The 19,559-nt window shown below is 43.5% G+C and carries 16 protein-coding genes and 1 pseudogene; 4 read left to right on the plus strand and 13 right to left on the minus strand.

Annotated features, from left to right (window positions below; translation table 11 throughout):
• Nucleotides 1-6 precede the first annotated feature (6 nt).
• The 10 genes and pseudogenes from J4N43_RS17395 to malK all read right to left on the minus strand — a co-directional run bounded on the left by J4N43_RS17395 (nt 7) and on the right by malK (nt 11,838).
• A complete protein-coding gene (locus J4N43_RS17395; RefSeq protein ID WP_053307886.1) occupies nt 7-1,038 on the minus strand; it encodes a glycosyltransferase family 4 protein in 1,032 nt (343 codons plus the stop codon).
• The gene (locus tag J4N43_RS17400; protein ID WP_017821256.1) at nt 1,035-1,868 is read right to left on the minus strand and encodes a putative capsular polysaccharide synthesis family protein; all 834 of its coding nucleotides are present in this window, start codon (nt 1,866-1,868) and stop codon (nt 1,035-1,037) included. The genes J4N43_RS17395 and J4N43_RS17400 overlap by 4 nt, the downstream gene beginning before the upstream one ends.
• 15 nt (nt 1,869-1,883) lie before the next feature.
• Nucleotides 1,884-3,131 carry an O-antigen ligase family protein gene (locus J4N43_RS17405; RefSeq protein WP_053307885.1) on the minus strand — a complete coding sequence of 416 codons (1,248 nt, stop codon included), beginning with the start codon at nt 3,129-3,131 and terminating at the stop codon, nt 1,884-1,886.
• The gene (locus J4N43_RS17410; RefSeq protein WP_017821254.1) at nt 3,097-4,149 is read right to left on the minus strand and encodes a glycosyltransferase; all 1,053 of its coding nucleotides are present in this window, start codon (nt 4,147-4,149) and stop codon (nt 3,097-3,099) included. The genes J4N43_RS17405 and J4N43_RS17410 overlap by 35 nt, the downstream gene beginning before the upstream one ends.
• 2 nt (nt 4,150-4,151) lie before the next feature.
• Entirely contained in the window at nt 4,152-4,961 is an 810-nt protein-coding gene (locus J4N43_RS17415) for a putative capsular polysaccharide synthesis family protein (RefSeq protein WP_053307884.1), read from the minus strand.
• Nucleotides 4,939-7,119 carry a GumC family protein gene (locus J4N43_RS17420; protein WP_172677728.1) on the minus strand — a complete coding sequence of 727 codons (2,181 nt, stop codon included), beginning with the start codon at nt 7,117-7,119 and terminating at the stop codon, nt 4,939-4,941. Before J4N43_RS17420 ends, J4N43_RS17415 begins: the two co-directional genes overlap by 23 nt.
• A 15-nt stretch (nt 7,120-7,134) precedes the next feature.
• Nucleotides 7,135-7,668, minus strand: a complete 534-nt coding sequence (locus J4N43_RS17425; RefSeq protein ID WP_005375265.1) for a polysaccharide biosynthesis/export family protein — start codon at nt 7,666-7,668, stop codon at nt 7,135-7,137.
• 12 nt (nt 7,669-7,680) lie between these two features.
• Entirely contained in the window at nt 7,681-8,886 is a 1,206-nt protein-coding gene (locus tag J4N43_RS17430) for an outer membrane beta-barrel protein (RefSeq protein ID WP_047102587.1), read from the minus strand.
• 10 nt (nt 8,887-8,896) lie between these two features.
• Nucleotides 8,897-10,297, minus strand: coding sequence for an undecaprenyl-phosphate glucose phosphotransferase (locus J4N43_RS17435; RefSeq protein WP_033906767.1), 1,401 nt, complete (start codon nt 10,295-10,297; stop codon nt 8,897-8,899).
• Nucleotides 10,298-10,719: 422 nt separating this feature from the next.
• A pseudogene (gene malK, locus J4N43_RS17440) lies at nt 10,720-11,838 on the minus strand (maltose/maltodextrin ABC transporter ATP-binding protein MalK).
• 672 nt (nt 11,839-12,510) lie between these two features.
• Here malK and malE point away from each other — a divergent pair.
• From malE to malG, 3 genes are all read left to right on the plus strand, one after another.
• The gene (malE, locus tag J4N43_RS17445; protein ID WP_005375272.1) at nt 12,511-13,689 is read left to right on the plus strand and encodes a maltose/maltodextrin ABC transporter substrate-binding protein MalE; all 1,179 of its coding nucleotides are present in this window, start codon (nt 12,511-12,513) and stop codon (nt 13,687-13,689) included.
• Between the two features lie 79 nt (nt 13,690-13,768).
• The gene (gene malF / locus J4N43_RS17450; RefSeq protein ID WP_005375273.1) at nt 13,769-15,343 is read left to right on the plus strand and encodes a maltose ABC transporter permease MalF; all 1,575 of its coding nucleotides are present in this window, start codon (nt 13,769-13,771) and stop codon (nt 15,341-15,343) included.
• A 12-nt stretch (nt 15,344-15,355) separates the two neighbouring features.
• On the plus strand, nt 15,356-16,246 hold the full coding sequence (malG, locus tag J4N43_RS17455) for a maltose ABC transporter permease MalG (protein WP_005375275.1): 891 nt from the start codon (nt 15,356-15,358) through the stop codon (nt 16,244-16,246).
• Nucleotides 16,247-16,613: 367 nt separating this feature from the next.
• Here the strand turns inward: malG and J4N43_RS17460 are convergent, their stop codons facing one another.
• From J4N43_RS17460 to J4N43_RS17470, 3 genes are all read right to left on the minus strand, one after another.
• The gene (locus J4N43_RS17460) at nt 16,614-16,859 is read right to left on the minus strand and encodes a hypothetical protein (RefSeq protein ID WP_005375277.1); all 246 of its coding nucleotides are present in this window, start codon (nt 16,857-16,859) and stop codon (nt 16,614-16,616) included.
• Nucleotides 16,860-17,030: 171 nt separating this feature from the next.
• Nucleotides 17,031-17,516, minus strand: a complete 486-nt coding sequence (locus tag J4N43_RS17465) for an acyl-CoA thioesterase (RefSeq protein ID WP_005375279.1) — start codon at nt 17,514-17,516, stop codon at nt 17,031-17,033.
• A 145-nt stretch (nt 17,517-17,661) separates the two neighbouring features.
• Nucleotides 17,662-18,567, minus strand: coding sequence for a DMT family transporter (locus J4N43_RS17470; protein WP_053350079.1), 906 nt, complete (start codon nt 18,565-18,567; stop codon nt 17,662-17,664).
• 98 nt (nt 18,568-18,665) lie between these two features.
• Here J4N43_RS17470 and J4N43_RS17475 point away from each other — a divergent pair, with 98 nt between their 5' ends.
• The gene (locus tag J4N43_RS17475) at nt 18,666-19,454 is read left to right on the plus strand and encodes an AraC family transcriptional regulator (RefSeq protein WP_053350080.1); all 789 of its coding nucleotides are present in this window, start codon (nt 18,666-18,668) and stop codon (nt 19,452-19,454) included.
• Nucleotides 19,455-19,559: the final 105 nt, after the last annotated feature.

Raw genomic sequence — 19,559 nt, forward strand, 5'->3', positions numbered from 1 at the left:
GGGCATTTAACCGTAAAGTTTATTGAGTGCGAGGCGCTGTTTTTCTTCACTGAAGGCATCGTTTAATTCTGCTGTATATTGGCGAAAATCGATCTCTTCATAATGATTGACACAATGCGCGATCTGCTTGGCCATTTCTTCAGGTGTGAGCGCTAAAAACGGGTAGTTGAGATCTTTGGTTGCGCCGATGGTCCGAATAACCATAGGAAGATGTAACTTGGATGCTTCTAGAATGGTTAACGGCATCCCTTCCCATGCTGCAGTATGTAGATAAAGGTCTGAACCCTTGAGCTTTTCAACTACCTCATCGCGAGGCAGCATGCCCGTTACATCCACATTTTCAGTGCGTAATTTCTGTTCGAGTACGTGGTCACCGCCACCTATCCATGTGATCTCTATCGGGCGGTTAAGCGCATACCGATTAAGGAACTGCAATGTGCTGATAAGAAACTGAGGATCTTTTTGGGGCGCGACACGACCAAGTACAACGAGCTTCAGCGCTTCTTGCTTGTTTCGCTCTATACGATCTTCACTTTGATAAGACACGTAGTTGTTGAGCAGTTCGGCACGTTTCGCACCAATGCTAATGGCTAGGTCACACTCTCGTTGGCTACAGCCTGCAACCACATCAATTTTGCTCAGTTTTACTTTCTCTAGTGCTTTATAGATCTGGCGTGCAAGCTCTGAGATATCTTCACGTTCGAAGGCATAACAGTGCGGTGTGTAAACCAAGCGTGCCTTGCCAAGCTTTAGAAATCGGCCGAGAAATCCTGCTTTACTCGAGTGCAAATGCACGACGTCGGGGCCAAGTGATGCAATCTTGTGGTTTGCATCGCGAATAAATTGAAGCAAGCCGCCTTCTACCCACTTTGTCTGTACGAAAATGTGGTGGTTGTTCTCATTGGTCAAGTCGTTTTCTCGGGCTCTGGCTAGCAAGAAATGCTGATAAGGCTCGTCTCTGGATGAGTGAACATAACTATAGAGGGCGGTTTGAACGCCACCTCCAAATGCTTCTGTAACATGGAGTACTTTCTTCATGATGATTTTGTCCCTGGTGTTTGCATCCATTTGTGTTTAAAAGCATCACGCTCTTGCTCTGAATAAACGTGGCGATACAAGGGAAGATCGTACATATAGAACAGTTTTGAGAAGTCGTAGTGATTCTTAAAGTGTTGGTGGATATTGGAGTACCACTTGTTTTTCGCTTCGTTGCTGTTTTTCAGCACGAAGTCTTGCAACTCAAGAAACTCACCGATTTCTTTATCAAGAGAACTGAGCTGTTCGCATTTGATTAGCATGACGTTGGCCTGAGCGTTCTGGAATGTGAAGAAAGGTTGAGTGTTGTCCAGCTCTTGGCGCATCACATCGATATTGAAATTACGCTTTAACTCGTTGTCGAACCAGTCCGCAAAATAGTTGAGATTGATATAGTTATCAAAGCAATGCTCGAGGTGCTGATACGTGACTTCCATATCTCGGTGAATTGCATCATTCTTTTTGCCTTCGATAAATTGCAAATGGAGGTCTTGAAAGAAACGAGAAAAGACAGTTGCGATTGGATCGCGGACCAGCGTAACGATTTTAATCTGCTCGCGTTTTTGTAAGATACGTTTTCGCTGCTTGAGCACTAAGCGATAGAGTGCGCGGTTTCGGAAGTCGAAGAATTTACTCACGTCTTTTTTATTGTGATACATGTGAAATTCTTCGTGATCATCAAAGGTGTGGATGTGATAGCTCGGGATATTTTTCTCCCCTAGCGTGTGCTCAATTGATGAGGAGCCAACTTTGCCCATTTGGTAAACTAAAACAAAATTATCAGCTTGGAGTTCTCGGTTCTTTTCAAATTGTCGAGAGATTGAATACTTCATCTATCCTATCCTTGATTATTCATATTCGTGGTGATGGTTTACCGGAAAAGTATGAGCAATGGCCCTTGAGTCGTTGCTCATGCTGATCATGACGGGTAATAAGAGTATTAAAATTATGGTGGTGTTTACCGCAACGAAAAACACCATGATGAGGGCGTATATCGCAAGTAATAGGCTTTTTCTGTTTTCATTAAGACTACGGAAGCAAAAGCGAATAAAAAGAAAATAACCACCAAACAGCAGACCGATACCAAGCAATCCGTATTCAATTGCGGTATCTAACACAAAGTTGTGGGTGTAGATCGCCAGCTCATCATAATTAAAGTAACTGATCATAAAGTTGGGTAACATTTTCGCGCCGACACCTAACACCGGGTGTTGAAATAAAATATCTAGCCCATTGGCAAGTAAAAGTTTTCTATGAAGATTCGATACCCAGCGGGCTTCACTTTGGTTGGCAAATAAGACGTCTTCTTGGGTTATTTCCAATTTGTCTGCTAGCGTTTCAAACCCAACGTAGAGTGTGGTTGTGACGGCAGTAAACACAATGAAGCTTAAGGCTAATAAAATCGTCCACGTGTACGTTTCGCTGAGCGATTTTCTCATTAAGTTTTTTACGAGCAGTTGGTCAAAGAAGAAAAGCAGACAAAAACCAAGTAGCGCTTTTCTTTCTTGTGACAACACCAGTAATACTAAAGCTACGAGCATCAAAAGGTGGAAAGCGCGAATTTTATCTCGATAAAGGTACAGTAGCGAGCACAGTACACCGAACCCGTATTTACTTACCCCGAGTAACTTAAACCCGCTTTGATAGCCCTGAGCAAAGTGCCATAAGGCAACGAGCGTACAGATGAAAAACAACAGATACGTGAAGTAAACCATTACCCGTTCGTCATCAAACACGCCATAGGCGTACATTAGGCTCAGTAGGCACAAAATCGCTAACCATTGCACAGTTTCTATAACTAGCGGCATTAAAGGGACGCGATTTAGCAGACCATTTATGAACACATACCCAGTGAACAATATGAGGAACCCCATACAGGGATGCATGAGTTTTTCAGCTTTTCCTTCCAATACCACTAATGCAGTAAAACCAATGGACAAAAGGCTTGCGATGTCAGATGGGGCTAGCGCTATTCCTCCAGCACGAAACTTCATAGGAATAAAGAACAATGCTAATAGGCATGCTGCAAGCAATGAGGCGCGATGGCTCGATGGCGCGGAATTATTTGTTGGCGCAAAGCTGCTGGTAGATTCCATAGTAACCTTCACGAAATTTATCGATGGTGTAGAGAGAGGCCCTATTGACTGAGTATTGACTTGCAGCGTCATACCGCTCAACACTTTCACACAGTTGGAGAACTTTTTGGCTCAGTTCAGTGGCGTTACCAACTTGAAATAAATATTCGGCACGTCCGGTGACGTCATCCAAACCAGGTACGTCCGACGATAGTACGGGTAAGCCTGCTGCCATTGCCTCAACCGCCGCCAAACCAAAGCCTTCGACGTGCGACGATTGCACGTAAATATCCATGTCGTTCAAAAAGGCTGGAACGTCTGAAACTACGCCATGAAAGTGAACACGTTGCGCGACGTTGATTTTTGTTGCCAATTCTTGCAGTGACGATTTTTTTTCTCCATCTCCCGCAAGGTGGAGTTCGTATCGTCTTGGTAAATGGATAAGTGCTTGGATAAGCGTTTCATGATCTTTATGTTGGTGAAGTCGGCCCACCATTCCAATCTTGATAACTGGTTTGTCGATTAGGTGGCTGGCGCATCTTGGCGTCATAGAAAACCTTTTTAAATCAACGCCATTGTGCACCACGTGATATTTGTGTTGGTAGCGAGGCATGAACTTCACCAGTTCATCTTGTACTTTTTCACTAATACTGACCGTCAAGTCGTGGCCCCAATACAAGACGTATTCCATGAACTTAAACAGCGGATAGTCACGTCGACGGTTATAAGAACAGTGCTCAGTCTGGATTCGTTTTTTACCTACCGCCAATAGCGCTAGGTAAATGGAAGGGTAGAGGTGCCCGTGAACGACATCCGGCCAACGCAGCAAAGAGAATTTCTCACTCAATGGCAATGTGCGCCAGTTAAAACACTCTATGCCTTGGGCGGATAGCATTGGTAAGTAATCATTTTCATCACACAAGACCAAAATTTTGATTTCGTATTCAGGCTTATGTTCTAAAACAAGGTCGACTAAGAACTTCTGAGCACCGCCGTTCTGAGAAAGATCATTGATAATATGTAGAATCTTGGTTTTCATGATTAATTGGTCAGATATTGCTGTTTAAGGTCGGTGATTTCTGCATTTGAGAAAAAGTGCTTCGTCAATTTAGAATTCAGCATTTCTTCAACGTACTCGGGTGTAGGTTGAAATTGCGTTTTGAATTCTTTCATTAGTGGCGAGTACCATTTGTTGTCTGATTGATTTTCATAAACAACATCCACGGGGTAACCTAAAAAGTCTTCAACTGCGGAGTTAGCCTTCGTTAGCTTGTCACTTCGAATGACCAACAGTGAGAAGTTTTTGTTATGGTATGTTTGATAGCCTACTTCGTGATTAAAAGACTCGTTAAACACATCAATCCCTGTTAGTTGTTTGATCTCGTTGTCAAACCACTGCAGCGCATATTGATGATTCATGTGCTTATCAAATGCTTCTTGGAGTAATTGCGGTCGTTCGGTACGTATTGCGCTGTCATCCTTTAGATATTTGTCCGCCATCCAAAAAGGAAGTGCTTGAAAGAACATTGAGACATTTCGTCCGATCGGTTCACGCACCAGCGAGATAATTCGAACTTTTTTCTTACGCTTTAACATGCGGCTCATTGTTATGCGCTTTAGTCGTCGCTTTAACGCATTGATTTGAGGCTTATGCAATTGCGCTCTAACGGGGGATATTTGTTTTTGCGCATCGACGGTCATAAGGTCGTGCAAGTGAATCGAGTCAGGAATGGAATGCTCTAATGCACTCGAACCTACTTTGCCCATTTGATAGATCAATACCGGCTGCTCTTGGCTTTTCAATGTTTGGTACCAAGATAGGTTTACGCTAGTAGGCGTATTTCTGGACATAAAGCGTCTCTCCTTCCTTGGCCTTGGCTTGTGTGATTAAGACGCCAAGAGATGGAACTGAGTGTTGTATTTGTTTAGATAACGCAAGGTTAACCAGTGATGATTTTGTTGATTCTGAGCGAATGACGGTAATCAGACCATTGGCATACTGACCAAGAATAAGTGCGTCACTCACTGACAGTAGGGGCGGTGTATCGATAATGATCCGGTCATACTTATTTTGAAAATGTTCGAGCAACTTTTTAAAGCGATCAGAAGCCAGTAATTCCTGTGGGTTTGGCGGAATTAGGCCGGCCGATAATACATCTAAGTTGGCTTCTTTTATATGTGTAACACAATCTTTGATTGGCGTATCCATCGTCAGGATATGCGTTAAGCCAGGGCTTGATTCAGCAATACCGAATCGCTTTGCGATGGAAGGTCGACGTAAATCGCAGTCGATGATCAACACCTTTTCCATTTTTGAAAACGACACCGCCATATTGATACTGGTCGATGTTTTTCCTTCTTCTGGAATAGCAGAGGTAAAGGGCAATATCTTTTGCTTCGTGTTGGTTAATCTGAGCAGAAGCGAGGTTCTGACCGAGCGGCAAGCTTCACTAAATAGTTTTTCTTCATCATTTAAATACGCGGTATAACTGACGCCGTTTTTACGCAAATTGCGTTTTTTGACCATAGGAATCACACCTAAACACGTAACACCAAGTTTTTCCTGCACATCGGCTGCGCTTCGGATAACTTCTCGCATCGTTTCTAAGATGATGACTAGAGCGCAAGCAATGGCAAAGCCAAAAAAGGTGGCAATTAGTACCAGTTTGATTCGTTGTGGTGCCACCGGGAATAGAGGAATGATGGCTTTATCAGTAAAGCGAGCAGTGACATTCTTGTAGTCGCTGGTGGCGTTGGTCTCTTTCTCACGATTTAAGAACGCTTCATAGAGTGCCTTATTGGATTCAACCTCGCGTTTTAACTGTTCGTAACGCGCTTTTTGTGACCCTAACGATTGAAAGTCTGACTTTTTGTTATCGAGTTCTGCTCGAAGCATGTCCTCTTGCGCTTTTGCAGCAAGAAGGTCTTGTTGCTTACTGAAGGAAATGTCACGGATGAGTTGCTGGGTTCTTGATTGAATTTCAGCAAGCTGTGCTTTCGCCTGAATCATTCGATCATGCTTAGGTCCGTAGCGCTGTGCCAGTTCAGAGAGATTTTTGGCTGCCTGTGCTTCCGACAATTTTAGATCGCGGATTTGCGCTTGATTAGCGAATTCATCAATTGACAACAAGCTGTCTAAACTTTGCGAAGATTTACGTCGTAACAGTTGGATTAACGTCTGCGCTTCAATACGCTTATTAACAGCGATATTCAGCTTGCGAGTGAGTTCTTCTAGCTCATTTGCGTAAATTTCATCAATACCGTTTATATCGATCAACCCTTCTTTTAACAAGAATTCTTGCAGCGCTTGCTCCGAGTTACGTAATCGCTCCTCCAATTTTTGAGAGTTATTTGTCAACCAAGTAGCCGCATTTTGTGTAACGACCAATTTGGCTTCAAAATTTGCGTCAATATAGGCTTGGCCGACCGCGTTGGCGATTGTCGTAGCAAGCTTAGGATCGGTAGAACGAAAGCGAACTCTGACTAATTGGGTGTTACGTACTGGCTCAATATCGAGTTTACTTCTGAAAGCTTGAAGTGCCTGATAATAGGACTCTGAAAACTGCGCGGTTTCTTTTGGGCTTGGTGCCACATTCAGTAGGTCTTGAACAAAAGGAATCGACTTTATTTGGTCGATTTTTTTATTTAACCCCCCTGAGCTTGTGAATTCAGGTAATGGGGTGAGGTTCAGCTCTCTAATGACCTTATCTGCAATATGATTCGATTTTAAAATGGCGATTTGCGTTTGAAAGTACTCTTTTTTTGTCGTGTCGACGCCATATACTTCCTCGATTGAAAGGGCGCTTTTTTGCTCCTCTTGGATGAGTAGCGTAGCTGTAGCTTGGTATATCGATGCTTTGGAGTAGATATACCAAGTACAAGTTAATGAGAACAGAAGCGTGAATGCTGCGATGCTTAGCCAATTCTTTTTAATCGCTTTGAAGTGATGGCCAAAACGAATCAGTTCTACTTTGTTCATCTGGAGATTATTTGGATGAGTCCCGTTCATTTGATTCCCTGTCACTTAAAAGAAGCTCTGGTCAATAAATACAATGTCACCAGGTTCAACGTTGCGGTGCATACTGACTCCTTCCATCGTTTGACCCGTTTTATGCTTGGTGAGGTTAATGCCTTTGCGTGAGGCTCTGTCGGTCAAGCCACCTGCTAGAGCGATGGCCTTCTCTATGGTTAACCCTGGACGGTACTCAAATCCACCAGGTTTCCTGACTTCGCCATTAACGTAAAACAGACGAAAGTTATTGATGGTGACCATCACTTTTGGATTGATGAGATAATCGCCTTTTAAGCCCGTTTCTATTTCGTACTTGAGTTGTTTTGGTGTTTTTTTGATTGCTTTGATTCGGCCAAGGTAGGGGTAATCAAAATAGCCATCTGACGTTATTAGAATATTTTTAATCGTAAGATCTTCTTCACCATAGACCTGCACGGAAATGGTATCGCCAGTATCGAGTAAGTAATCTTCCTCGTTTGAGTCAGCGTTGACCAAAGTGCTAAATAGCAACAACGCTACACTCATGAATTTGATGAATGCCTTCATTAATAATCCTTTTTACAGAGAAAACTGTGCGCTTAAAGTCCAAATGTTTTGTTCGAAGCTATAACCCGATCGGCTAGAGTTTTTATCTTGGTATTGCCAATCGGCTTGCAGCTGTATCCAACGTTTGATCTGATAATCGATACCAAAAGATAGAGTGTACCGATCGTCGTTTCTGGAGATTCCCGTGTAATCATCTTGTTGATAAACAGCACCTAAGCGAGTTGCAAGGTAACTATTCCAATCGTGCTTCAGGTTCAGTCGGTAACGAGTTTGTAGGTTGTAATCGCCATCTTGATCGGGGTTAACCGCCGCTTGAGTGGTTTTCACGCTGACTAGAGTTTGTTCTTGAGGCAACCATTCAAAGCCGATATCCCAACTAAAGCCTTTAAATGTCTCTCGTTGAGCGCTGTCAAAATCTTTGATTTGATAACCGATTCGAGCGATGCCTTTGGTTTTTCCTGTGACTTCCCATTCGGCACCGGTGTAATAGAAACTGGTGTTGTTATCTTTCGATGGCTGCGCAGAATTTCGGTGCTGATACTCGGTTACGATTTGGTTTGTTCCGACTAACCAATAGGTTCTTGGCGTCGCTCTTAAATAGAACTCCAAATGTGCATTGGGAGCTCGAAAATCGTTGTATTTAGTTTTAGCGTTTGGGCGACCAGGCAAGCCGTCACGATAGTTTTGATAGGTTTTATCACTATAGCCTAAACCGAATTCGAGTCTGCCTTTGGCACCGTTAGATCCAAAGACATAATTGGTTTTTACATCGTTACGGTTGAACTCTATTGGTGAGTCGATTGCGCTACCATTACCTTCGGTAATATCTTCTCCTCGAACTTCATGCTGGGCGCGAAAACGGTAATCAACCACTAAACGATGACGATGATTAAATTCGAAAAAGTTGGAAAACTGAAAAGTGTGGTCGTCGAAGTCGTTGCGATCGTCAGATGAAAAGCCCGCTTTTAACTTATATAAAATATCTGCGCGATAGCGATTCCGTTCTATACGTGCTAGTAAGCTTGGTTCTATACCCCAAATATTGACCGATTCTACATTGCCGGATTTTTCCGCTTTATTGATGTTGTCATCTCCCTCGTAGAAAGTTTTTACGAGGGGAATCAACTCTATACCAGACTCGGTTTGGTAAGCCATCGGTTCTGCGAGCAAGTCAGTAGAAAACAGACTCAATGCTATTGCCATTGTCAGTTTCTTCATAATCTTAACCTTAGTAAGCGTTAGCACCAGTGAAGCCTTTGAAAACGGTCATAAAGATGATTTTGATGTCCATCCAAACCGACCAGTGGTGGATGTAATCCAAATCAAATTCGACTCTCTTTTCCATTTTTTCTAAGGTGTCGGTTTCGCCGCGATAACCATTAATCTGCGCCCAGCCAGTAATGCCTGGTTTTACTTTGTGACGTAGCATGTAGCGATCCACGATCTGACGGTATTCTTCATTGTGTGCCACGGCATGAGGGCGTGGGCCGACAATAGACATGGTCCCTTGCAGTACATTGATAAATTGAGGTAGTTCGTCCAAAGAGGTGCGACGTAGAAATCCGCCAAAAGGCGTAATACGAGGATCGTTCTTTGTCGCCTGTTTCACGTTGGAACCTTGATCCATGGTTGTCATTGAACGGAACTTCCAGACTTCAATCTTGCGTCCATCAAGACCGTAACGATGTTGTTTAAAGATGACAGGGCCTTTAGAAGTTGCCTTAATGCCAATCGCAATGACGAATAGAATAGGGGCGATTAAGACCAAAATAATGCTCGAAAACAAGATGTCTTCAAACCGTTTTACCCAAGAAGAAATTCCAGCAAAAGGTGTATCAAAGACACTTAGTGTTTGAACTTGGCCGATCTGCGCCCAACGAGAATGTAAAAGGTTATAAGTGAAGAAGTCGGGAATCAGATACGTATTTGCGGTGGTATCTGAGAATTGGTTAAGAAGTGACGCAATGCGCTCTTTTGCGTGCATTGGCATCGCGATATAGACGTAATCTACTTCCCCTTTTTTAGCTCGCTCAAGGGCGTGGTCAACAGCTCCTTTAATAGGATAATCAGAATTTGGCAATCTGTCGGAAGATCGTTCGTCGTAAAAGCCATCAAAAAGCACGCCGTGTTCTGTGTGGTTTTGAATTTCGTTAGCTAGGGTAATGCCGTGAGGAGTTTGGCCGATGATGATCGCAGTGCGAGTGTTGAATCCTTTTTTTCTCAAATAGGCTAATCCGGTACGGAATGTTACTCGCCATGCTAAGAGCAGAGCGGGCGTAATCGCAAACCACAGCGCTAAAATTGTGTTATCAAATAAGGTATGGACTTCAGAAAAATACAGCACAATAAAGATAAGTGCAGAAGTCACCGCCCAAGCAACACAGACAATAAACATCTGCTCTTTAAACGAACTGGTTCGCCAAGAGCGATACAGATTGCCGCTTTCTGCCATAAATAGAAAGGAGATGCCTCCAACGAAAGCCAATATGACGTAATCTTTCCCCATCGCAGTATTCATGTCTTTGAACACTAAAAGCAGCATAAAAGAGACGATGACAGCAAGATCTGAGATGCGATATAAAAAAGCGAACTCCATCTCATGAGAGCGGATAAGTCCTTTTTGTTTCATGACTCAGTTTCCCTTCTGACACGCTACCGCCCTTGGGTGTCTTCCCCAATTGCCGTGTCGTGAACGTTATTAGTAGTTAGTGCACAGAGCATTCTGTGGAATGCTGCTGAGTTTTTTGTCACGTGTAATTTCGTTGATAAGTGTAAAAATTTGCTTTGTTGAGGTAAGTGGAAATAAGAATGATATTTAGCCCTTTGGCTAAGTTTGGCGGGTTAGGAAAAAGCTGGTACTTACTTATGAGGAATGAGGAAAAGTATTAAAAATGAAGTATCAGTACAAAGACAATGGTTTATGTGAGGGTAGAAGAAACGGGTGATTTGATTCGTTCACGATTAATGATTTAGTATCGAATTGCTGATATTTATTAAGATAAAAAAATCCCTCTCACTTGAGAGGGATTTTTTTGAGTAAGGACGAATGAACTATTCGACTTCTACGCCGTTTTCTTTGTATAGGCGGCGGCATGCGCGACCATCACTGTGGAACAGGTGACAACGATGAGCTGGAATACCGATCTCGATTTTATCGCCAGTGTCGACTGCAAGCGTGTCCGGCTGACGGAAAATAACGTCGGCGTCCGCGCCTTCTAGATTTAGGTATACTTGAGTTTCGTTACCTAGCTTCTCAACAATCATCACTTCACCGTGAATACTTGCATCAGCTTCAGAAGCGGATAATAGGTGCTCAGGGCGAATGCCTAAAGACATTCGGTCGCCGCGGTTAACGGTTGTACCATCCACCGGAATCCAGAAAGATACGCCGTTAGATAGTTGAACTTTGACGCGCTCTGCTTCTACTTCATCAATGAATACGCTCATGAAGTTCATTTTCGGAGAACCGATAAAGCCAGCTACAAAGCGGTTTTGTGGGTAATGGTAAAGCTCAAGCGGCTTACCAACTTGCGATACATAACCGCCGTCTAGTACAACGATTTTATCTGCCATTGTCATCGCTTCTACCTGATCGTGCGTTACGTAGATCATGGTACAACCAAGTTGGCGCTGAAGTTTCGTGATTTGTGCACGCATGTTTACACGCAGTGCCGCATCCAAGTTTGATAGTGGCTCGTCTAGAAGGAATACATTTGGCTGCGATACCAATTGTTCGGCCAATCGCCACACGTTGACGCTGTCCACCAGAAAGTGCTTTTGGTTGGCGCTCAAGCAAGTGGCCTAGTTGTAGGATTTCTGCTGCTTGTTCAACAGCTTGTCGATTTCTGCTTTGTCTGCTTTTGCTAGTTTCAAGCCAAATGACATGTTGTCATATAAGTTAAGGTGCGGGTAAAGAGCGTAAGACTGGAATACCATACCAACACCACGTTTGGATGGTTCGACGTCATTCATGCGCTGGTCACCAATATACAAATCACCTGAAGTAATGTCTTCAAGACCGGCAATACAACGTAAAAGGGTAGATTTACCACAACCTGATGGACCTACGAAAACAACAAATTCACCTTCGTTGATTGTTAGGTCTACGTTCTTAGAAATCAGTACGTCGCCATACGCTTTACAAACATTTTTTAACGTGACACTCGCCATGTAGCTCGTCCTCGATCAATTTTTTATTATTCACCGCTCATCATTATATGAATTATCTAGCGAGCAGTAACAGTAGGAATCGGTAAGTTCTTGCGGTTGGTAAGAAAAGTAGGGTAGCACTTCAATAAAATGTCCTGAATAGAAGTGCTACCCATCATAGCCAAGTACGAGTTTCTCTCCCCCACATTATTCGTATTGTCTCCCCCGTGAAATAATTACCACAAACAACACTAATAATGACATTCCACTCGTCTGGCAATGCAAAACCAGCAAATCTTTTTCCTAATACGTAGGCACTGCTGGGAAAGGGTTCTTACCATCCACTCTTGGATGACTGCAGTTTCTAAGATTGTGCGTAGTGCGACATCCTCCTAATAGAAATAATTGTAGGGGGAGTAGAAAGGGAGGAGTAAAAAAGGAGGAGGAAGAAAGCAGTTGGTCGGAAATCACATTATTGCACCACCTAAAGTTGAAACCGATCACAGGAACTATCCATTTTGTGATTTGAGTCTCTTACCCTTGGCGATTTAGATCACGAAAATACGTCATAATTGTAAGGGCGTAGGGATTAGGAGGATGAGACATATTGGATTATTTCAGATGATATATGTCGAAATACGGCTGAACCTCAATGGACTAGCCCTACATCAAAAATATAAAAAGGATACGAACATGAAAAAGTTAAGCGCTGTAGCACTAGGTACTCTTGTTGCTTTGGGTTCTTTTGGTGCTAATGCTGCCATCGAAGAAGGACAACTTACTATCTGGATCAACGGTGATAAAGGCTACAACGGCCTTGCTGAAGTTGGTAAGAAATTTGAAGAAGACACAGGCATTAAAGTGACTGTGGCTCATCCAGATGGCCTTCAAGACAAATTCCCTCAAACTGCAGCGACTGGCGACGGTCCTGATATCGTATTCTGGGCTCACGACCGTTTCGGTGGTTACGCAGAAGCTGGCCTGCTAGCAGAAATTAAACCTTCTAAGAATATTCAAGAAGGTATCGTTGATTTCGCTTGGGATGCAGTACGTTACGACGGCAAATTGATCGGCTATCCAGTTGCGGTTGAGTCTCTATCTCTAATCTACAACAAAGACCTAGTTCCAAACCCACCAAAGTCTTGGGAAGAGGTTGCAGCATTAGATGCAAAACTTAAAAAAGACGGCAAGTCTGCAATCATGTGGAACCTAAAAGAACCGTACTTCACTTGGCCACTAATGGCGGCTGATGGCGGCTACGCGTTCAAATACACTTCTGAAGGTTACGATGTTAAAGACGCTGGTATCGCGAAAGAAGGCGTTAAAGACGCAATGAGCTTCGTAAAAGGCTTAGTTGATAAAGGCGTAATCTCTGCGGATATGGATTACTCAGTGTCTGAGTCTGCGTTCAACCAAGGCAAAACAGCGATGACGATCAACGGTCCATGGTCTTGGGGCAACATTGAGAAGTCAGGCGTTAACTACGGCGTGACTACGCTACCTAAGTTCCAAGGTCAATCTTCTAAGCCATTCGTTGGTGTTCTAACAGCTGGTATCAGCACTGCGTCTCCAAACAAAGACCTAGCGGTTGAGTTCATTGAGAACTACCTACTAACAAACGATGGCCTACGTATGGTTAACAACGATAAGCCTCTAGGTGCGGTAGCGCTTAACTCGTTCCAACGTGAACTAGATTCAGATACTCGTATCGCTGCGACTATGGATAACGCGATGAACGGCGAAATCATGCCAAATATCCCTCAAATGAACGCATTCTGGGGTGCGGCTAAGAACGCAATCATCAACGTAGTTGACGGTCGTCAAACTGTCGATGCAGCTCTTGCAGATGCAGAAAAACAAATGACTAAATAATTAAGTAAGACCTTTTTAAGGAGGAGGCAACTCCTCCTTACTTTTCTATATTTATTCTATATTCGCTAGCAGGTTCCCTATGCAGTCAGTTCAAGGTACAAATGCTATGACAGCACCAGAAGCCAGCCTTCCGAGCAGCAAAAAAGTGTTCATGAAATGGTCACTTTTAGGCACAGTCGGCATCATCAATGGCTACGCAACAATCCTTATGTATTCTCGCGGTGAGATTGCGTTTGCACTACTTACGCTCATTCTTACCGCTTTAGCGTTGTTCATCTTTGGTAGTAAAAAGACGTACGCACACCGTTACATCTACCCTGGTATAGCAGGGATGATCCTTTTCATTCTTTTTCCTTTGGCGTACACCATAGGTTTGGCGTTTACCAACTATAGCGCGAAAAACCAACTCTCTTTTGATCGCGCTCAGAACGTACTTTTGGACCGAACTTACCAAAGTGGTGATAGCTACCCGTTCACTTTGTATAAAACGGAGCAAGGCCATCAACTTGTGGTTGAAAAAGATGGTGAGCTACTTGCAAGCCCGACTTTTCAGCTTGATAACCTTTCAGCATCGGAGTTTGATCTTTCACCAATTGAAGAAGTAACGGGTGAAAAAGAATCAATCAAGGCGATTGTTAAGAACCGCAGTGCGTTGAGCAGTGTCGATTTACATTTGCCAAGTGGTGATGATATCCGCATGAGTGGGCTGCGCAAATTTGCTGCAGTTGTACCTTTGTACACATTACAAGAAGATGGTGAAACGCTTTACAACAACCGGACTGAAGAAACGCTACGTCCAAATATGGAAGTAGGTTACTACCAGCCTGTCGATGAAAACGGTCAATTTGTTGGTAGCACAGTGTCACCAGGTTTCGTGGTGAACATTGGTACCCACAACTTTGAGCGTGTTTGGAAAGATGATGGTATCAAAGAGCCGTTTATCAGTATCTTTATCTGGACCATTGTTTTCTCTGCGCTAACCGTATTATTTACGCTTGTTATTGGTCTTGTCCTTGCCAGTGTGGTTCAGTGGGAAGCACTTAAAGGTCGCTCAGTTTACCGTTTGTTGCTAATCCTGCCTTATGCAGTTCCGGCGTTTATTTCTATCTTGATCTTTAAAGGTTTGTTTAACCAAAGCTTTGGTGAGATCAACATGTTGTTGGAAGGCTTATTCGGCATTAGCCCGGCTTGGTTCTCTGATCCGTTCATGGCGAAAACCATGATCTTAATTGTTAACACTTGGCTTGGTTTCCCTTACATGATGATTTTGTGTATGGGCTTACTAAAAGCGATTCCAGACGATTTATATGAAGCATCAGCAATTGATGGTGCGAACTTTGTCACGAACTTCACACGTATCACACTACCAATGATGTTGAAGCCGTTAACACCATTGTTGATTGCGAGTTTTGCATTTAACTTCAACAACTTCGTACTTATCCAGTTGTTGACTGGCGGTGGTCCAAACATGATTGGTACATCAGAGCCTGCGGGTTACACCGACCTGCTAGTAAGTTACACCTACCGAATCGCATTCGAAGGTGCTGGTGGTCAAGACTTCGGTCTAGCAAGTGCAGTAGCAACGCTTATCTTCCTATTGGTTGGCGCATTGGCACTTATCAACCTACGCGTAACTAAAGTAGCTCAGGACTAAGGAGAAATTACAATGGCAATGGTACAAGGTAAGTCATTAAAGTATCGTGTTTGGGCTACTCATATTGCAATGTGGGCATTCTTGGCACTGATTATTTTCCCTTTACTGATGATCATCGCGATTTCATTCCGTGAAGGTAACTTTGCAACGGGTAGCCTGATCCCAGACAACCCAACACTTGATCACTGGAAATTGGCATTAGGTTTCTCGGTGACTAATCCAGACGGTACAGTTACACCGCCACCATTCCCAGTAATGACATGGTTGTGGAACTCGGTAAAAGTGGGTGGTATTTCTGCAATCCTAATCGTGGCGTTATCAACCACATCGGCTTACGCGTTTGCTCGTATGAAGTTCAAAGGTAAGAACACCATTCTTAAAGCGATGATGATCTTCCAGATGTTCCCTGCGGTGTTGGCACTGGTTGCTCTGTACGCGTTGTTCGACAAACTGGGTCAGTACATTCCTTTCCTTGGTCTGAACACGCATGGCGGTCTGATCTTCGCTTACTTAGGTGGTATCGCACTGCACGTTTGGACCATTAAAGGCTACTTCGAAAGTATTGACTCGTCTCTAGAAGAAGCGGCGGCTCTTGATGGTGCTACACCATGGCAAGCATTCCGTTTGGTATTGCTGCCACTGTCTGTGCCAATCCTAGCGGTAGTCTTCATCTTGTCGTTCATCATGGTAATTGGTGAAGTTCCTGTAGCGTCACTACTGCTTTCTGATGTAGACTCGTACACACTTGCAGTGGGTATGCAGCAATACCTATATCCACAAAACTACTTGTGGGGTGACTTTGCCGCAGCTGCTGTACTTTCAGCAGTGCCAATCACTGCCGTATTCTTACTTGCGCAGCGCTGGTTGGTTGGTGGTCTAACCGCTGGTGGTGTGAAAGGATAATCTCTTGTGGTCTGAGATTGATAAGAATAACTAGAAAAGGGCGACCACATGGTCGCCCTTATACTTAGCACGGATATTACAATTTTGGTTTGGCCGCCGATCAGTAATATCTTGGCTTTTATTGGCGTTACGCATAGCTGGCTGTTAGCTTAGTTCCTTACGATTCAATCACTAACAGTTTTTGTAACCATAACCTGAGTTTAGACTCAGGTTTTTTTATGCCTGTTAAAGGCAATTTTGCAATAAGTAGATAGAGATTAGCGGCTTTGCAATGGATTACACAGGGCTTGAATAATGCCCTGCGTAGCACTTCACATAAATAACTAGAGCTTAGTAAAAAGCTAAATTGAGGTAGGGAAGGAAGAGATTAAAACTCTCGGCTGGAAGGTGCGCATCCAACGTATTGAAGCAGCGTGTACAAACTTTCTTGCTGCAGTGCGACGCGACGAAATAGATTAGCAAAGGTAACGTCACCGCCAAAGCAAGTTTGAATGTAATGATTAATTTCTGTTTCGTTATACCCCTCGACGTACATGGTTCTCACCCACTGGTACTCGACCGCTTTTAAATTGGTCAACGTCTCTTCACTTAAGGTCGTTTCTTTTAGTCTCAAGATCCAAACTCTATCCAACTCTAAAATAATGAATGGATTTAAGCAAAGCTAGGTGAAGGATTTATGACAGAGAAGGGCGAGCGTGAAACAAATGGCAAAACCATGATGTTGCTCCACACTCTGGGTCTAGGTAACGTTGAGGTACTTAATAGCGTTCTTAACGGATGCCAGTTACTTGAGATATTTAACGTGTGCTTCCATTTCTTCCCCAATCTCTTTACGCATGTTCATAAGACGGATCGCGGATTGCTCTAAGGCTTTGTCTTCATCTGACTCTGGAATCCATTTCGGTACATCGGTTGGTTTTCCGTTTTCATCTACAGCAACCATGATAACGATACAGTGAGTGGTGAGTCTGTTTTTCATTTGCTTTGGATCACTAGCTTGCACGTCAATCGCAATGTGCATTGAGCTTCGTCCGGTATAAATGACTTTCGCGCTAACTTCGACTAAGTTGCCGACATGAATCGGAGCAACAAACCGAATGCCGCCAGCATATGCGGTAATGCAATATTTACCACTCCACGCTGCAGAACAGGCGTACGCTGCCAAGTCGATCCATTTCATTACGGCGCCGCCGTGCACTTTTCCGCCAAAATTTACGTCGCTGGGTTCTGCTAAAAAGCGAAGGGTAATGTCTCTTTGACCACTGCTCATCTGTCTTTCCTTGATGGGTTATTGTTTTCCCAATTTAGCAGCAAGATGAATTTTCGGGAATAGCGAATGAAACAAAATATTAACTTTTATTCGAACGCTGGAAGTGACAAGCCACAGCGTAGTTCTGTGGCTTGAGGTGTAGATGTTAATTGGCGGTAGAGGCAATCTCAGAATTGGACAATAGTTTTCTCTGTCTTACTTTTATTTGCGACAGGATAACGCCAGAGATGACTAACAACCCACCAATAATATGGTAAGCGTAAATTTTCTCACCAATTAGTGTTGAAGCAAGTATGACGGAAACCACAGGCATTAGGTTCATGAACATAGCACTTGAATCAGCACCAATTGAATCAATCGCTTTGACCCACATCAGCGGCGCGAAAATGGAAGCAGCAATACCAGCATAAGCGATTAATGGTAGCGCGTCTTGGCTTGGTAACAGTTGCTCACTAGAGAGCCAAAGTGGTGTGAGCATCAAAACAGAAAAGACGCCCTGCATGTAAACCAGAGTCAGACTACTGAATGGCATTTTCCAGCGTTTTAGCAGAACACAATAAGCCGCGTATACCATGGCAGCAACGAGCATTAAGCTGTCACCTTGCGTTAAGTCTTGATGTAAAAAGTAAGTGATATCACCGTGACCAAGCATAAATGCCAAGCCGCCGAGCGAAATGACACCACCGACGATACTTAACATTGATATAGATTTACCGAGCAATGGGACACTTAAAAACACACTGATCAAAGGAACTAAAGAGGTGATCAGGGCCATATTAGAGGCCGTTGTTGTTAAACCGGCATAGTATCCAAGTGACTGGTTGAGAACCATACCAAGTAACGCAAGAAACGCCAACTTAGCTAAGTAAGGTCGAATAATGTGTCGTTGTTTGATGATTGCAGGCAGGCAAAATGGCGTTAGGAGTACCATTGCGACAAACCAACGGTAGAAACTCATCGCACTTGGTTCAATGGCGCTCGCAGCCATCTTGTTCACAATTGAGTTACCACCCCAAATCATAACGGTGAAAAACGGAAGTAAATAAATCATGAGAACCCTATAGCACAATTATTGATGGAGCTAGTCTGGCAGGTCTTTATAATAAAAAGTATCTCTTAAAAGACATCGTAAGCGATAGGAAGACAATTTTGAAAAAGAGCGCCAGAAATCTTCACCCCTCCTTATCAATCGATCGTGCGCCATCAGATGTATTTATGAATTTCGAAGCGTTTCTCTCTAATACAGAAACACGAATTCATAGCCACCCTTGGGGGCAAGTGCAACTGATCAGCGGTGGGATTCTGGAGATGGATGCAGAAGACACAAGATTTCTAGCACCTCCACATCTTGCTATTTGGGTTCCCGCCGGAGTTCGTCACACTAGCTACAACCGTAAGCCAATCGAATATTGTTCTTTGAACATTGCCCCTGAATTGACGGCGCATTTTCCAACTAAAACGAGCTTGATCAAAGTGACTCCAATCGTGTCATCTATTATTGAGGACTTTCGTCAGCGAGACATTAACGTGGCGCAAACTGATGAAGACAAGCGCTTGGTACAAGTGTTATTGGACCAGCTTGCAAAGCAAGAAGTCGAACATCACTTTTTACCGACTACCGACAATAAGTATCTTGAACCGATTTTAAAAGCAGTAGAAGAATCGCCGACGGATGAGATCAGTTTGGCGGAATGGGCAGAGAAAGTGCACACCACTGAACGCACGTTAGCGAGGCATTGCCAGAGTGAGTTGGGCATGAGTTTTACTGAGTGGCGCTTACGTGTGCGATATTTACATTCTATGGAGTTGCTGCGTAAAGGGCAGACCGTAAAAGAAGTCGCTCTGACGTTAGGTTATAACCAAGCTAGCCCTTTTATCGCGATGTTCAAGAAATACTCCGGCATGACACCGGAGCAATACAAGAATCGATTGTTGTAAAAGTGTAGAGTCTATTTTAAAAAAATTGACAATGCGCTGTATGATGACCGACTCGAAAAGCTGATGGTATTGGAAAGACTTACGTCTATCTTGTGTCAGATTGAG

It is taken from the genome of Vibrio sp. SCSIO 43009, assembly GCF_023716525.1.
Taxonomy (GTDB): domain Bacteria; phylum Pseudomonadota; class Gammaproteobacteria; order Enterobacterales; family Vibrionaceae; genus Vibrio; species Vibrio alginolyticus.